The organism is Nonomuraea bangladeshensis (genome assembly GCF_039529455.1).
Classification (GTDB): Bacteria; Actinomycetota; Actinomycetes; order Streptosporangiales; family Streptosporangiaceae; genus Nonomuraea; species Nonomuraea bangladeshensis.
Genome location: NZ_BAAAMV010000004.1, coordinates 732083 through 746755 on the forward strand (window position 1 = coordinate 732083; position 14673 = coordinate 746755).

Here is a 14673-nt window from a genome sequence, read left to right on the forward strand (position 1 = left end):
CAAGGGAGACGTGATGGAGTCGTACCTGGTCGGACTGATCGGCTCGGGCATCGGTCCCTCTTTGAGCCCGCGGCTGCACGAGCAGGAGGCCGCGCACCACGGGCTGCACTACGTCTACCGGCTGCTCGACATCGACCGCGTGGGCGCTGACCTGGGGGAGCTGGTCCGCACGGCACGCAGGTTCGGCTACGACGGGCTCAACGTCACGCACCCCTGCAAGCAGGACGTCATCCCGTTCCTGGACGAGCTGTCGCCGGACGCCCGCATGCTGGGCGCGGTGAACACCGTGGTGTTCGACGGCGATCGGGCCATCGGCCACAACACGGACTGGACGGGCTTCGCGGAGTCCTTCGCCCGCGGGCTGCCCGACGCGCCCGCGCACCACGTCGTCCAGCTCGGCGCGGGGGGAGCGGGGGCCGCGGTCGCGCACGCGCTGCTCACCCTGGGCGCCGACCGCATCACCCTGGTCGACGCCGACCCGGCGCGGGCCACCGCGCTCGCCGGCGAGCTGGCCGCCCGCTTCGGCGCGGGACGGGCCCGCCCCGCGGACGCCGCCCAGCTACCGGAGCTACTGGCGCGGGCGGACGGACTGGCGCACGCCACCCCCACCGGCATGGCCCACCATCCCGGGATGCCGTTGCCCGCCGAGCTGCTGCGTCCCGCGTTGTGGGTGGCCGACATCGTGTACCGGCCGCTGAAGACGGAGCTGCTCGAACAGGCGCGGGCGCTCGGCTGCCGGACGCTGGACGGCGGCGGCATGGTCGTCTTCCAGGCCGTGCACGCGTTCCGGCTGTTCACCGGCCGGGAACCGGACACCGAGCGGATGCTCGCCCACCTGACCGATCTCGTCTCCGTCTGAGGCGGAAGATGTGCCTAGGATGAGCCGGTGACCAGTCAACCCGCAGCCCCTGAACGCCAGCGGGATCCCGACCGCACCAAGTCGGAGATCCTGGAGGTCGCTCAGCAGGAGTTCGCCCGCCACGGTTACGCGGGAGCGCGGGTGGACGAGATCGCGGCCCGCATGCGCACGACCAAGCGCATGATCTACTACTACTTCGGCAGCAAGGAACGCCTCTTCATCGCGGTGCTGGAGAAGGCCTACGCCGAGGTGCGCAAGGTGGAGCAGGCGATCGAGGTCGGGCACCTGGCGCCGGTGGAGGCCATCCGCACCCTGGCCGAGCTGACCTTCGACCACCACGACGCGCACCGCGACTTCATCAAGCTGGTCACGATCGAGAACATCCACCAGGCCGAGCACATCCGCAAGTCGCAGGCGCTGGCCAACCTGGGCACGCCCGTGCTCGACCTCATCGAGGCGATCCTCGACGCGGGCACGGCGAGCGGCGACTTCGTCACCGAGGCCGACGCCATCGACGTGCACATGCTGATCAGCTCGTACTGCTTCTTCCGGGTGGCCAACCAGCACACCTTCGGGGCGCTGTTCGGGCGGGACATGACCGCCCCGGCACACCGCGAACGGCTGCGCCGGATGGTGGGGGACGCGGTCGTGGCCTACCTGCGGGGCGCGGGCGCCTGATCGATCAGGGCGTGACCTCGATCTTGCCGGTGGGCCTCGGGCTGTGGCAGTCGTCGATGGCCATGGCGTTGACGGCCGTGGACTCGACGGCGCCCACCTGGCCGCCCGCGTAGACACGGGCCAGGACCACCGTGTTGTTCACGGCGCCGCCGTCCACCGGGCCGCCGGAGACCGGCCGCCGCACCACGGGAGGCGGCGGGGTGGGCGCGGGGGGCGCGCCGCGGCCCAGCTTGAAGGCCCACAGGTGGTCGCCGCGCGGCGCGGAGTTCCCGTACGGGATGCTCGTGCCGCCGGCGTAGACGGCGACGTACTGCTCGCCGTCGATCTCGTAGGCGATGGGGGCGCTGCTGACCCCGGCCCCGGTCTGCCAGCGCCACAGCTCGCGGCCGTCGCGGGCGTCCAGGCAGAGCAGGTTGCCGTCGGGCTGGCCGATGAACAGCAGGTCGGAGGCCGTGGTGAGGACGCCGTTGCCGTGCGCCATCGAGTACGGCGGGTTTTTCCTCCAGCGCACCCGGTTCGTCGAGGGGTCCACGGCCACGACGCCGCCCGTCATGTACTCGCCCGGCGGGCGCAGCCCGTTGGACGCCTCGGTCAGCGAGTGGGCGGCCGCCACGTAGCCGAAGCCCGTGTAGACCAGGCGGGTGCTCGCGCTGTAGGAGTGGGCGCTCCAGTCGGCCCCGCCGCCGTGGCCGGGGATCGTCAGGATCGGCTCGTCCCAGTGCGGCGTGTAGAGCGGCCCGATCCGGTGGTTCGGCACGGCGCGGTGCGGCAGGCCGGGCACCTCGGTGCCGAGCGGCTGCCGCGCCGGCGTCAGTTCGGTCCAGCCGCCCTGGCGCGGGAACGGCTGCGTCGGCCAGGTCTTCTGCCGGGGCTCCTGCGGCACCGGCACCTCGTCGATGCCGAGCGGCGCGGAGCCGTCGGTGCGGTCGAGGATGTAGTACATGCCGGTCTTGCTGCGGTGCCCCAGAAGTGCCACACCAGGTCGCCGGTGGCGGCGTCGAAGGCGAGGGCCGCGCCCCTCGGGCCGTCGTTGGTGCCGCAGTGGAGCAGGCCGTCGTGGTAGGTGACCGCGACCTTCTCCAGGTTGCCGTACCCGTGGTGCTGCCGCTCCCAGCCCACCTGGCCGGTGCGCTGGTCGAGGGCGATCAGCCAGTTGTCGTTGGCGCAGGTGAAGACCTTGCCCGCGCCGACCGCCACCCCGCGCCGGGTGACCGCGCCGCGCGCAGCCGCCTGACGTTGCCCGGGTGCAGCCGGCGCAGGGCGCTGTGGTTGTGGTTGGCCAGGTTGCCGCCGACCTTGGGGAAGTCGCGGCTGGGGCGCCGGACGGCCGCGGCGGCGGGCGACTGCCCGGCTCCCGCGAGCGCGGCCGCGGCTACGGCGCCCGCGAGCAACTCTCTGCGACGGACCATGACCCTCTCCTCACGTTCTACAGACCGAGATAGATGCGCCGGACCCGGGGGTCGTCGCTCAGCTCCGCCGAGGCGCCGCCGGCGGCGATCTCGCCGTTCTCCATGACCAGGCAGGTGGTGGTGACGTCGAAGGTGAGCTTGGCGTTCTGCTCCACGAGCAGGATGGCCAGGCCGTCGGCGTTGAGCTTCTTCAGCGCGGCGGCGATGTCGCCGACGAGCTTGGGCGACAGGCCCATCGAGGGCTCGTCCAGCAGCATCACCTTGGGCCGGCACATCATGGCCCGGCCCACCGCGAGCATCTGCTGCTGGCCGCCGGACAGCGCGCCGGCCAGCCGGCCGCGCATCTCGGCGAGGACCGGGAAGAGCTCGTACACCTCGTCGATCGGGGTGTGCTTCCAGCTGCTCGTGTACGCGCCGAGCAGCAGGTTCTTCTCCACCGTGAGCCCGGGGAAGACGTGCCTGCCCTCGGGGACGTAGCCGATGCCGTGCCTGACCAGCGTGTGCGCGGGCGCCCGCAGCAGGTCGTGCGCGCCGAACCGGATGGCCTCGGCCTGCCGGGGCGCCAGCCCCATGATCGCTTTCAGGGTGGAGGACTTGCCGGCGCCGTTCGCGCCGATGATGCCGAGCGACTGGCCGGGCTCGACGGTGAAGGAGACGTCGTGGGCGGCGCGCACGCCGCCGTAGTGCACGGACAGCCCTTCGACGGTGAGCGTGCTCCCAGCGGATGTCATCGGGTCGCCTCCTCGACGGCGGCTTCTGCGGTCTCCTCGGTCGGCGCGGCCATCGAGTCGCCGAGGTAGGCGGCGACGACGTCCGGGTGCACGGCGACCTCGGCCGGCGGGCCGTCGGCGATCACCCTGCCGCTGGACAGCACGGTGACCTGGTCGCACAGCGACATGACGAGGCCCATGTTGTGCTCGATGATGATCACGGTGACGCCGGAGTCCCTGATGGAGCGGACGATGTCGGCGAGCTGGCGCACCTCCTCGCCGTTGAGCCCGGCGGCGGGCTCGTCGAGCAGCAGCAGGCTGGGGGACATGGCCATGGCCCTGGCCAGCTCGATGCGGCGCTGGATGCCGTAGGGCAGCGAGCGCGGCTCGGCGTCGGCGACCTCGGCGAGCCCGAAGCGGTCGACCAGCTCCGCGGTCCGCCGGTGCAGCGTGCGCTCGTAGCCCAGCACCTGCCACGGCAGGACCGCGTAGCGCCAGATCCAGCTCGTACGGGTGCGGTCCAGCGCCAGCAGCAGGTTCTCGCGCACGCTGAGGTCCTCGAACAGGCGCAGGTTCTGGAACGTGCGGGCCACGCCGCGCAGCGACAGCCGGTACGGCGCCAGCCCGGTCGCCGCTCGCCCGCCGAGCTCCACCGACCCCTCGGTGGCGTCGTAGAAGCCGCTGATCACGTTGAACAACGTCGTCTTGCCGGAGCCGTTCGGCCCGACGATGCCGCGGATCTGGCCCGTGGGGACGCTGAGCGACACCTTGTCGAGCGCCACCAGGCCCTTGAACCGCTTGGTCACCTCCCGGACCTCAAGAGCGCTCTCCCCGGAGGGGGCGGGCGCGGGGTCGTAGGGCCGGAACGCGCCGAGCTGGGCCCGCGAGCCGCCGGTCCGCCGGCGTAGCAGGGACCGGAGCTGCCCGGGCAGCCCGGCCAGTCCCTTGGGCGCGAACACCACCACCAGCACGACCACCAGGCCGTAGCCGAGCTGCGCGTAGCCGGACGCGTCCAGCAGCGCCTCCCTGACCAGCGACAGCGCGACCGCGCCGACGACGCAGCCGAGGATGCTGCTCCGCCCGCCGATGATGACCATGGCCAGCAGCAGGAACATGTTGGCGATGTTGAACGACTCGGGCGCGACGAACCGGATCAGCCCGGCGTACAGGACGCCGGCCAGGCCGCCGTAGAGGCCGGACAGGACGAACGCGGTCATGCGCAGCAGCGGGATCTCCGCCCCGAGCGCGCCCGCCGCGAGGTCGTCGTCGCGCATGGCGCGCAGGCGGCGGCCGAGCGGGGAGTGCGTGACGAACAGCGCGAAGGCCAGCGCGACCGCGAAGACGACCAGCTCGACGTAGTAGAACAGGTAGCCGCTGGACAGGTCGATGCCGAACATCGGCGGCACCGGGAGGTCGCTGATGCCCTCGGCGCGCCCCGCGATCGTGGAGTTGGTGACCCAGTTGGTGAACGCCAGCGCCAGCCCGAGCGTGACGATGCCGAGGTAGTGCGACTGCATGCGCAGCGCCGGGATGCCGGTCAGCACGCCGAACACCACGGCGATGAGGACGGCCAGCACGGCGGCGGTCCAGAAGCCGAGGCCGGCCTCGGTGGTGAGGATCGCCACCGCGTACGCGCCCACCCCGAAGAACGCGACCTGGGCCAGGTTGATCTGCCCGGCCACGCCCATGGTCAGCCCGAGCCCGACGGCGAGGACGGCGAAGATGATCGCGACGTCGGCGACGTGGATGGCGTAACCGCCCAGGGTGTACGGCAGCAACCAGGCCGCCGCGATCAGCGGGACGAGCCCTAGCCAGCGCTTCATGCCCGGTTCACCGTTGCCTCTCCGAAGATGCCGGTCGGGCGGATCATGACCACCACGGCGAACACCAGGAACGTGACCAGCTCGCTGTACTCCTGGAAGTTGCCGGCCGCGAAGGAGTCGAGCAGGCCGAAGGCGAGGCCGCCGACGATCGCGCCGGGCATGCTGCCGAAGCCGCCGAGCATGGCGGCGGCGAAGCCCTTGATGCCGAGGGTGCCGCCCATGGTCGGGTTGACGTACAGCATGGGCCCGATCAGGCTGCCGGCCAGCGCGGCGAGGCCCGCGCCGATGGCGAAGGCCATGGCGTTGCTGCGGCCCACGTGGATGCCGACCGCGGTCGCGGCCTGGTGGTCCATGGCGACCGCCTGCATGGCCGCGCCCCGCTTGGTGCGCTGCAGGAACAGCGCCAGCAGGCCGGTCGCGGCCGCGGCGACCGCGATCACCAGCAGGCTGTAGGTGGGGATGCGGATGCCGGCCACGTCGATCGGCCCCGTGGCGACCGGGGACGGCACCGCGTGCCCGGTGGCACCCCAGATCAGCACCGCGCCCGCCTCCAGGACGGCGCCGAAGCCGATCGTGCCGATCAGCATCAGCGTGAAGTCCTTGTTCTCCAGCGGGCGCAGGAACCGTTCGATGACCAGGCCGATCAGTGCCGTCACCGCGATGGCGACCACGATCGCGACGGCGAAGGGGAGCCGTGTGGCCAGGTAGAAGGTGGAGGCGGCGTAGGCGCCGATCATGACGACGCTGCCGTGGGCGAAGTTGACCAGCCCCATCGTCCGGTAGACGATCGAGAACCCCATCGCCACCAGCGCGTACACCGCTCCGAACGTGACCCCGCCGATCAGGGTCTGAAGGAAGACCTGCACGTCAGCTCGCGGCCTCGGGCACGACCTTGCCGTCCTTGACCAGGCCGATCTTGGTGGCGTGGATGCCGACGCCGTTGGCGTCGTAGGTGTAGTCGCCGAGCAGCCCGGCGCGCTTGACGCCGCGGATGGCGTCGGCGAGTTTCTGGCCGCCCTCGCCGTTCGTCTGCTTGAGCGCCTCGATGAGGATGGACGCGCCGTCGTAGGCCTTGGCGACGTGCATGCGGGCGTCCTCGTTGTAGGCGGCCTTGTACTTGGCGGCGAACTCCTTGATCTCCGGGGTGGCCTCGTTGCTCAGGTAGGGGGAGCTGACGATGGTGCCCTCGGCGTTGTCGAGGCCAGCGGTGGTGGCGTACACGTCGGTGCCCACGGGGGCGCCGCCGGCGAAGACGGCCTTGATGCCGAGCTCGCGGGCCTGCTTGGCGATCAGCCCCGACTGGACCTCTTCGGCGCCGATGAACAGCACGTCGGGGCTCTGCTCGCGGATCTTGGCCAGGTTGGCGTTGAAGTCCTTCTGGTCGGGGGTGACCACCTCGTCGGCGACGGGGGTGACGTTCCTGGTCTTGAGCGAGCTCAGGAAGGCGTCGTGCTCGCCCGCCCCGTACGCGCCGTTGTTGCTGATCAGCGCGATCTTCTTGTGGCCCTTCTCGTCCACGAGGTACTTGGCGAGCGTCTCGTCGAAGGTGACGCTGGTGGGAGCGTTGAGGAAGAGGAAGGGGCTCTTCAGCTCGGCCAGCTTGGGCGACTGGCCCGAGGTGATGTTGGGGATCTTGGCGTCCTTGAGTATCGGCGCCATGGCGAGGGTGACCGCGCTCTCGGCGGTGCCGAGCATGGCGATGTAGCCCTCGGCGGCGATCTTCCTGGCCACGTTGGTGCCGACGGTGGGGTCGCCCTGGCTGTCGAACAGGTCGAGCTGGATCTGCCGGCCGTTCACGCCGCCGGCCTTGTTGGCCTCGTCGATGGCGAGCTTGACGCCCTTGTGCTCCCACTGGCCGAGCGAGCTGAGCTGGCCGCTCTGGGCGTTGACGTTGGCGATCTTGATGGGGCCGGTGGCGGTGGCTCCCGAGTCGGTGGACTGGCCGGGCGGGGCGCACGCGGCGAGGGCTATCAGTGCCGCGGCTGCGATGGGGAATCTCGTGAAACGCACGGTTCACCTCTAGGGGGGTGGGTGAGGACTAATTCACGGACTAGTACGTTCGTTATAGGCGACGGGAAACGCCGAGGGAATCTCGAAAGCGCAACGGTTCCGGCCCGGAGGGCGGGCAGCCTGGTCAGGCCGCTCAGTCGGCGAAGTGACCCTGATAGATGTCCTTGATGTTCCAGTGCCCCGGCGTGGGCACCGGCTCGTTGACCATCGGCACGTCGATGACGGCGGGCCGCCGGTTCTCGACGGCCTCGCGCAGCGCCCGGCCGAGGTCGGAAGGGGCGGCGACGGTGTGGCCGTCGGCGCCGCACGCCCGCGCGAGCGCGGCGAAGTCGGGGCTGTAGGGCCGCCCGGCGGGGTCGGTGAAGTCGCAGCCGTGGCTGCGGCCGAAGTGCGCCGACTGCAGGTCCGAGATCGTGCCGTGCGAGCGGTTGTTCATCACCACGAACACGACCGGGGCGCCCTGCTCGACCGCCAGCGGCACGGCGGGAAGCTGCGCGCTCATGCCGCCGTCGCCGATCAGCGCGATCACGGTCCTGCCCGGCTCGGCGAGCTGCACGCCGACCGCGGCGGCCGGGCCGAAGCCCATCGTGGAGGCGCCTCCCGGCGTGATGAAGCGGCCCTCGGCGGGCAGCTCGTAGCACTGGGCGACGCCGTTCTTGTTCCAGCCCACGTCGGTGACCAGGACCGCGTCCGGGGGCAGCGTGTCCCGCAGGTCCTTCAGGATGCGCTCGGGGCGCAAGGGGAAGTCGTCGCTCAGGCCGCGCTCCCGGCTGGCCGCGTACAGCTCCGAGCGGGCGCCGGCGATCTGCTTGCGCACCTCGTCCCGGGAGCGGGCGGGGTGGGCCGCGACGGCGTCCGCGATCGCGGTGACGGCGAGCCGCACGTCGGCGACGGCGCCGATCTCCGCCGGGTAGTTGCGGCCGATCTCGGCCGGGTCGATGTCGATCTGGATCAGCGTGCTGTGCGAGAAGTCCCAGGTGAAGCGGGGGTCCCAGGAGCTGGCGTCGGTCTCGGCGAAGCGGGTGGCGAGGGCCAGCACCACGTCCGCCTCGCGGGCGCAGGCGTTGGTGAGCTCAAGCCCCCAGAAGCCCGGCATCCCGAGGACCAGCGGATGCGCGTCCGGAACCGTGCCCTTGGCCATGAGCGAGTGCACGATCGGGATGTCGAGGTGCTCGGCCAGCCGGATCAGGGGCTCGGGGTCCTCGCGCAGGCCGCCGCCCACGTAGATCAAGGGGCGCTCGGCGTCGGCGAGGCGGGAGGCGATCAGCCGCGCGGTCTCCTCCGGCAGCCCGGGCGGGGCCGTCCTGCTGATCGGCGGGTGCGGCGCGGCGGGCCGGGAGAAGACGTCCATCGGCACGTTGACCAGCACCGCCCCCGGCCGGCCCGTGGTGGCGGTCCAGAACGCGCGCTCGACGAAGCGGCCGAGATCCTGGGCCCGGTGCACGTTCCAGGCCCGCTTGACGAACGGCCGGAACACGCTCGCCTGGTCGGCGTCGGCGTGCAGGTTGATCTCCTGGTGCGGGTGCCGGCCGTGGTAGTAGGACGGGATGTCGCCGGAGATCACCACCAGCGGCACCGAGTCCAGCGCGGCCGTCATGACGCCGGTCGCCGCGTTGGTGAGGCCGGGGCCCACGTGCACGAGCAGCACACCCGGCCTGCCGGAGGCGCGGGCGTAGCCGTCGGCGGCGTGCGCCGCCGCCTGCTCGTGGCGGGCGATGACGAAGCGGATCGGGCTGTCGGTCAGCGCGTCCAGGACGGCGATGTTGGTGTGCCCGCAGGTGCCGAAGACGTACTCGACGCCGAGCTCCTCGAGCTGGGCGACGAGGGCGTGGGCGGCCGTGGTGGTCACTGGTCTCCCCAGATGGTCAGGCCCTTGAGCAGGAGGGTCTTGGTCACGGTGAAGTCCTCGATCATCCAGCGCGGCGACTCGCGGCCGATGCCGGAGTCCTTCACGCCGCCGAACGGGACGTGGTCGAGGCGGAAGTTGGACGAGCCGTTGACGACCAGGCCGCCGACCTCCAGCTCGCGCCAGGCGGTGACGATGCGGCGCACGTCGTGGGTGAACAGCCCGGCCTGCAGCCCGTACGGACTGCGGTTGCACTCCTCGACGACCTCCTCGAAGCCGTCGTACGGGAGCACGGCCACCAGCGCGCCGAACACCTCCTCCCGCACCACCCTGGCCTCGGCGGGCGGGCTGACGACGACGGTCGGCGCCATCACCGCGCCCTCGCGCGTGCCGCCGGCCGTCACCCGGGCGCCCTGGCCGGCGGCCTCGGCGGTCCAGCGGACCACCCGCTCGGCCGCGTCGTCGTCCACCATGGAGCCCACGTCGGTCGCCGGGTCCAGGGGGTCGCCCACGACCAGGCCCTTGACCTCGGCCGTCAGCGCCTCGGCGAACTCCTCGAACCGGCTGCGGTGCACGTAGACGCGTTGCACGGAGATGCAGCTCTGACCCGAGTTGCTGTAGCCGGTGCGCGCGCACACCCGCGCCGCCTCCGCGACGTCGGCGTCCTCGCAGACGATGGTGGCGGCGTTGCCGCCGAGTTCGAGCATGACCCGCTTCGGGCCGGCGGCGTGGGCCACGGCGTGCCCGGCCGTGACGCCGCCGGTGAAGCTGACGACGGCGATCTCCGGGGCGGCGCACAGCCGCGCGCCCACGTCACCGCCGCCGTGCAGGATCTGCACCGCCTCCACCGGCATCCCCGCCTCCAGGAGGATCTCCACCAGGGCGGTCGAGACCGCGGGAGCCTGCGGCGGCGGCTTGACGATCGTGGTGTTCCCGGCCGCGAAGGACGCGGCGAGCTTGTGGGCCAGCAGGTTGGCCGGGGCGTTGAAGGGGGTGATCGCGAGCACCGGGCCGGCCGGGGCGCGCTGCGTGATCGCGGTGTTGCCCACCCCGCGGCCCCAGCCCGCCACCGGCAGCACCTCGCCGCCGATCATCCGCGCCTCGGCCGCGGCGACGGACAGGGTGTCGGCGACACGTAAGATCTCGCCGCGCCCGTCCTTGAGCGGTTTGCCCAGCTCCACGGCCAGCAGGCCCGCCAGCCGCTCGCCCTGTGCGGTGACCGACGCGGCGGCGCGTTCCAAGATGTCGGCCCGCGTGGCGGGCGCCAGCCGCGCGACCTGTCTCGCCGCCTGCCGGGCGTAGGTCAGGGCCGCGGTGAGGTCGCCGGCCTGGGCGGTGCGGGCCCGGCTGACGACCTGCCGTGAATAGGGGCCGACGCGTTCGGCCTGTTCGCCGCCGGTCAACCACTCCCCGGCGACAAAGCACCCGGCTTCGTTGATGGTGTTCATGGCTGAGGACTCCCATTGATCCGCGCAGTGGTTCTTTGGCTCCGCACTGTGGATTGCCTCACGGTAAGAGCACGGCGAAGGTTCTGGCAAGAGGGTCACGTGAACCGCTGGATGGAGCTTCTGGACCGCCAAGCGGACTGGGTGTTAGCGTACGGACCACGTGAGAGGGTGAGCGCAGATTCACCTTCAACCCACTAGTGAGGATCCGTGCCTTCGAACATTTCTGCGAGGTCGGGGTCGGGGGAGAGCGGGGGCGTACGCAGCGTTCAGCGCGCGTTCGACATCCTCTCGCTGCTCACCGAGAACCGGCGGACGCTGACCATCCGCGAGGTCGTCGACGAGACAGGGCTGGCCAAGACCACGGCCCTGCGCCTGCTGCAGACCCTGGAACACATGGGGTTGCTGTGGGCCACGCCGAAGGGCTACGCGGCGGGGCCCGCGCTGTGGCGCTGGGCGCACCTGGCCCGCTCGGCGTGGGAGCTGCCGCCGGAGACCGTGCAGCTCATGCGCGAGCTGAGCGCCCGGCACCGCGAGACCGTCAACCTCTACGTGCTGCGCGACACCCACCGCATCTGCATCGCCCAGCAGGAGAGCCCGCAGCCGCTGCGCCACGTGGTGCGGGTCGGCGACGAGCTGCCCCTGTGGGCCGGCGCCTCGTCCAAGATCCTGCTCAGGGACGCGCCGGAGCGGCTGCTCGCCAGGGTGGCCCGCTCCTCCCCGTACGGGGAGGCCCATCTGGCGACCCTGCGGGAGTGGATCGGCCAGGCCGCCCGCGACGGCTTCACGGTCAGCCACGGCGAACGCGAGCCCGGCCTGTCGGCGGTCGCCGTCCCGGTCGTGGGGGGCTCGGGGGCGATCGTGGCGGCGCTGACGCTGAGCGGGCCGACGGTCCGCTTCACCGAGGACCGGGTCGAGGAGTTCACCGCTGATCTGCGCGAGGCGGCCAAGCGAATGTCGGAGCGCGGGTTCGACCACCCTCTGACCTGACTTCTATGGAGCGTGAATGCATCGTCAGCAGTTGCCACTGGACGGCGTCAAGGTCGTGGACCTGACCAACGTTCTGGCGGGCCCGTACTGCAGCTATCAACTGATGCTGTTCGGCGCCGAGGTGGTCAAGGTCGAGTTGCCCGGCGCCGGGGACCTCGCCCGGCGGCTGGGGCCGGACCCCGAGCTCAACCGCGAGCGGATGGGCGCCTCCTTCCTGGCCCAGAACGCGGGCAAGAAGTCGGTCGAGCTCGACCTGAAGAGCCCGGCGGGGCGGGCCGCCTTCGAGACGATGCTCGCCGAGGCCGACGTCCTGCTGGAGAACTTCCGGGCCGGGGTGATGGCCAGGCTCGGCTACGGCTGGGAGCGCCTGCGCGAGCTCAACCCCGGCCTGGTCTACTGCGCGATCTCCGGCTTCGGGCAGAGCGGCCCGATGAGCGGCGCCCCCGCCTACGACCAGATCATCCAGGGGCTGTCCGGCATGATGAGCGTCACCGGCACACCCGACACGGCTCCGCTGCGCGTCGGCTTCCCCATCTGCGACACCGTCGGCGGGCTGATGGCGGGCCTGGCGATCTGCGCGGCGCTGGCCGGGCGGCAGCGCGGCGGGCGCGGCTGCTTCCTGGACCTGTCGATGCTGGAGGCGTCGATCTCCGCGATGGGCTGGACCGTTTCCAACTACCTCGTCAGCGGGGTCGAGCCGGAGCCGATGGGCGACCAGAACGCCACCGCCGCGCCGTCCGGCACGTTCGAGACCGCCGACGGGCCGCTCAACATCGCCGCCAACCAGCAGGCCCAGTTCGAGACGCTGTGCCGGCTCGTCGGCCGGCCCGACCTGGCCGCCGACCCCCGCTTCGCCGAGCGGGAGGCGCGAAAGAACCACCGGCAGGCACTCAACCAGGAGCTCAACAAGGCGCTCCGCGCCAGGACCGCGCTGGAGTGGGAGGAACTGCTCTCCCGGGAGGGCGTCCCCGCCGCACGCATCCTCACCGTCCCCCAGGCGCTCGCCCTCGACCAGGTACGCCACCGCGGCTTCCTGACCGAGGTGCCGCTGCCCGGATCCGGCGAGCGGCCGGTCACCGTCACCGGCAACGGCGTGGTCATGGACGGCGTCGCCCTGCGCCCACGCGGGCCCGCCCCGCTGCTCGGGCAGCACAACGCCGAGTTCGAGGCCGTACGGTGAACGGGCCGACGTCCGCGGCGGCCGACTGGTGGGCCACCGCCGTGTCGCGGGTCGAGCCCGACCTCATCGAGTTGCGCGGAGAGCCGGTCCAGGACCTCATCGGGCGGATCGGCTTCGCCGAGCTGATCTGGCTCATGCTGCGCGGCGAACGGCCCGACCCGCGCCGGGCGGCGCTGCTGGAGGCGGCGCTCGTCTCGTCGGTCGACCACGGGCCGCACGCGCCGTCCATCGCCGTCGCCAGGATGGCCGCCACCTGCGGCGTGGGGCTCAACAACGCCGTCGCCACCGGCGTCAACCTGCTCGGCGACGTGCACGGGGGCGCGGGTGAGCAGTGCGTCGGGCTGCTGGAGGAGGTGGTGGCGGACGGGGATCCGGCCGCCGTGGTCGCCCGGTGGCGCGCCACCGACAAGTACCTGCCCGGTTTCGGTCACCGCTTCCACCGGCGCGATCCGCGTCGCGATCCGCTGCTCGGCCTGGTGTCGGAGGCGGTCGCGGCCGGGGTGGTGACCGGCGCGTACCTGCGGGCCGCGCTGGAGGTGGAGCGGCTGATCGCGCCGGTGCCGATGAACATCGACGGGGCGACCGCCGTGGTCTACGCCGAGCTGGGCTTTCCCGCCCCGCTGGCGCGCGGGCTGTTCGTGCTCAGCAGGTCCGTGGGGATCCTGGCGCACGCCTGGGAGGAGACCGGTCAGGGCCGGCGCAACAAGGGGCCGATCCCGCCGTCCGTCCTGCCCACCTGGCTCTGAACGCGGCGGCGAGCCCTGCCGGGTCAGGCGTTCGCTCGGCGGAGGCGTTCGGCCGCCTGTGCCCTGAGCGCGTCGCCGGACACCGGGGCGTCGCCCTGGAGCGCTTCCCATCGGGCGTTGTGCGCGGCCGGCCACAAGCCGGCCGCCCACGCGACCTCCTGCTCCTCGGCCGTGAACGCGCGCCCCCGAACGTCCTGATAGACCTCAAGGAACGCCTCGGAGCTCTCGATCGGCGCCAGCGTGGGCGGCCCGGCGCTGGCGAACGCGCCACTCGCCGCGCCTGCCAGCGCCGCCTCCGGTTGCCAGGCCAGGCTGTCCCAGTCGTGCACCGCCCATATCTCCCGGCCGTGCCATCGGAGGTTCTGCGCCTCGAAGTCGGCGTGGCCCAGCACGCACGGCAGGCCGGCGGCCAGCATCCGCGTGCGGGCCCGGTCGGCCGTGTCGACGACGTACGCGGGCACCGCGCTCTGATCCCGCTCATCGAGGAACGTGATGGCCGGCCACACCCCGCGATCCGTGTGGTCCCAGCGCACCCAGCGCGGGTTAGGCAGCGGCGGCGCGACGGTCACGCCGGTCAGCTCGGCCATCAGCCGGGCGAACACCTCCGCGTATCGCACGGCCACGTCCGGCGAGTCCCCGTGCAGCACCTCCCCGCCGGGGCGGAAGTCCTCGGCGTGCACGGCCAGCGCGCCGACGCCGACCGCCGGCGTGAGCGGCCGGGCACAGGGAAACCCGCGCTCGGCCAGCCGAGCCTGCGCCGCGACACACGACGCGGCCCGGCCGTCATCGGCGCGGGTCTTGACCGCGACGTCCCTGCCGTCGGCCAGCCGGAGACCGAACACCGCCGACGTCTGCCGCAGCTGGAACAGCACGTCGGCGGGTTCGGAGCCCAGCTGGTCCAGACACCAGCCCGGCAACCAGTCCGGCAGATCATCCAACGCCATACCGAGGACTGTGCCACGGCTTCGGAGCCGGCC

14 protein-coding genes and 1 pseudogene are annotated in these 14673 nt (G+C 72.2%); 5 read left to right on the top strand and 10 right to left on the bottom strand.

The window, feature by feature from the left end:
- The first annotated feature begins 13 nt into the window (after positions 1–13).
- Both ABD292_RS15315 and ABD292_RS15320 read left to right on the top strand, forming a co-directional pair.
- Entirely contained in the window at positions 14–859 is an 846-nt protein-coding gene (locus tag ABD292_RS15315; protein WP_344207863.1) for a shikimate dehydrogenase, read from the top strand.
- A gap of 27 nt (positions 860–886) precedes the next feature.
- Positions 887–1537, top strand: coding sequence for a TetR family transcriptional regulator (locus tag ABD292_RS15320; RefSeq protein WP_344207865.1), 651 nt, complete (start codon positions 887–889; stop codon positions 1535–1537).
- A 4-nt stretch (positions 1538–1541) separates the two neighbouring features.
- On the opposite strand, the gene ABD292_RS15325 is transcribed toward ABD292_RS15320, so the two are convergent.
- From ABD292_RS15325 to ABD292_RS15360, 9 genes and pseudogenes are all read right to left on the bottom strand, one after another.
- Complete coding sequence (locus ABD292_RS15325; protein WP_344207866.1) at positions 1542–2513, bottom strand: outer membrane protein assembly factor BamB family protein; 972 nt, start codon at positions 2511–2513, stop codon at positions 1542–1544.
- Between the two features lie 8 nt (positions 2514–2521).
- Positions 2522–2734, bottom strand: a pseudogene (locus tag ABD292_RS48965) (hypothetical protein); the annotation flags it as partial.
- Positions 2683–2946 carry a hypothetical protein gene (locus ABD292_RS15330; RefSeq protein ID WP_344207867.1) on the bottom strand — a complete coding sequence of 88 codons (264 nt, stop codon included), beginning with the start codon at positions 2944–2946 and terminating at the stop codon, positions 2683–2685. The gene ABD292_RS15330 and the pseudogene ABD292_RS48965, both read right to left, overlap by 52 nt.
- 17 nt (positions 2947–2963) lie before the next feature.
- A complete protein-coding gene (locus ABD292_RS15335) occupies positions 2964–3677 on the bottom strand; it encodes an ABC transporter ATP-binding protein (protein ID WP_344207868.1) in 714 nt (237 codons plus the stop codon).
- Positions 3674–5479: a branched-chain amino acid ABC transporter ATP-binding protein/permease gene (locus ABD292_RS15340; RefSeq protein ID WP_344207869.1), complete on the bottom strand. Its 1806-nt coding sequence runs from the start codon at positions 5477–5479 to the stop codon at positions 3674–3676. The genes ABD292_RS15335 and ABD292_RS15340 overlap by 4 nt, the downstream gene beginning before the upstream one ends.
- Entirely contained in the window at positions 5476–6345 is an 870-nt protein-coding gene (locus ABD292_RS15345) for a branched-chain amino acid ABC transporter permease (RefSeq protein WP_344207870.1), read from the bottom strand. Before ABD292_RS15345 ends, ABD292_RS15340 begins: the two co-directional genes overlap by 4 nt.
- Position 6346: 1 nt before the next feature.
- A complete protein-coding gene (locus ABD292_RS15350) occupies positions 6347–7489 on the bottom strand; it encodes an ABC transporter substrate-binding protein (RefSeq protein ID WP_344207871.1) in 1143 nt (380 codons plus the stop codon).
- A 133-nt stretch (positions 7490–7622) separates the two neighbouring features.
- Positions 7623–9338, bottom strand: coding sequence for a thiamine pyrophosphate-binding protein (locus tag ABD292_RS15355; protein ID WP_344207872.1), 1716 nt, complete (start codon positions 9336–9338; stop codon positions 7623–7625).
- The gene (locus ABD292_RS15360; protein ID WP_344207873.1) at positions 9335–10783 is read right to left on the bottom strand and encodes an aldehyde dehydrogenase family protein; all 1449 of its coding nucleotides are present in this window, start codon (positions 10781–10783) and stop codon (positions 9335–9337) included. Before ABD292_RS15360 ends, ABD292_RS15355 begins: the two co-directional genes overlap by 4 nt.
- A 207-nt stretch (positions 10784–10990) precedes the next feature.
- Between ABD292_RS15360 and ABD292_RS15365 the strand changes: the two genes are divergently transcribed.
- The 3 genes from ABD292_RS15365 to ABD292_RS15375 are packed head-to-tail and all read left to right on the top strand — an operon-like array spanning position 10991 to position 13696.
- Positions 10991–11770, top strand: a complete 780-nt coding sequence (locus ABD292_RS15365) for an IclR family transcriptional regulator (protein ID WP_344207874.1) — start codon at positions 10991–10993, stop codon at positions 11768–11770.
- Positions 11771–11786: 16 nt separating this feature from the next.
- The gene (locus ABD292_RS15370; RefSeq protein WP_344207875.1) at positions 11787–12950 is read left to right on the top strand and encodes a CaiB/BaiF CoA transferase family protein; all 1164 of its coding nucleotides are present in this window, start codon (positions 11787–11789) and stop codon (positions 12948–12950) included.
- Positions 12947–13696, top strand: a complete 750-nt coding sequence (locus ABD292_RS15375) for a citryl-CoA lyase (protein WP_344207876.1) — start codon at positions 12947–12949, stop codon at positions 13694–13696. The genes ABD292_RS15370 and ABD292_RS15375 overlap by 4 nt, the downstream gene beginning before the upstream one ends.
- 23 nt (positions 13697–13719) lie before the next feature.
- Here ABD292_RS15375 and ABD292_RS15380 read toward each other — a convergent pair whose 3' ends face one another.
- Positions 13720–14640 carry an aminoglycoside phosphotransferase/kinase family protein gene (locus ABD292_RS15380; protein WP_344207877.1) on the bottom strand — a complete coding sequence of 307 codons (921 nt, stop codon included), beginning with the start codon at positions 14638–14640 and terminating at the stop codon, positions 13720–13722.
- Positions 14641–14673 lie beyond the last annotated feature (33 nt).

Bases quoted from the DNA above. Each gene is read 5' to 3' on its own strand.
- ABD292_RS15315 (WP_344207863.1), top strand. From the start codon at position 14: ATGGAGTCGTACCTGGTCGGACTGATCGGCTCGGGCATCGGTCCCTCT.
- ABD292_RS15330 (WP_344207867.1), bottom strand. From the start codon at position 2,946: ATGGTCCGTCGCAGAGAGTTGCTCGCGGGCGCCGTAGCCGCGGCCGCG.
- ABD292_RS15335 (WP_344207868.1), bottom strand. From the start codon at position 3,677: ATGACATCCGCTGGGAGCACGCTCACCGTCGAAGGGCTGTCCGTGCAC.
- ABD292_RS15340 (WP_344207869.1), bottom strand. From the start codon at position 5,479: ATGAAGCGCTGGCTAGGGCTCGTCCCGCTGATCGCGGCGGCCTGGTTG.
- ABD292_RS15360 (WP_344207873.1), bottom strand. From the start codon at position 10,783: ATGAACACCATCAACGAAGCCGGGTGCTTTGTCGCCGGGGAGTGGTTG.
- ABD292_RS15370 (WP_344207875.1), top strand. From the start codon at position 11,787: ATGCATCGTCAGCAGTTGCCACTGGACGGCGTCAAGGTCGTGGACCTG.
- ABD292_RS15380 (WP_344207877.1), bottom strand. From the start codon at position 14,640: ATGGCGTTGGATGATCTGCCGGACTGGTTGCCGGGCTGGTGTCTGGAC.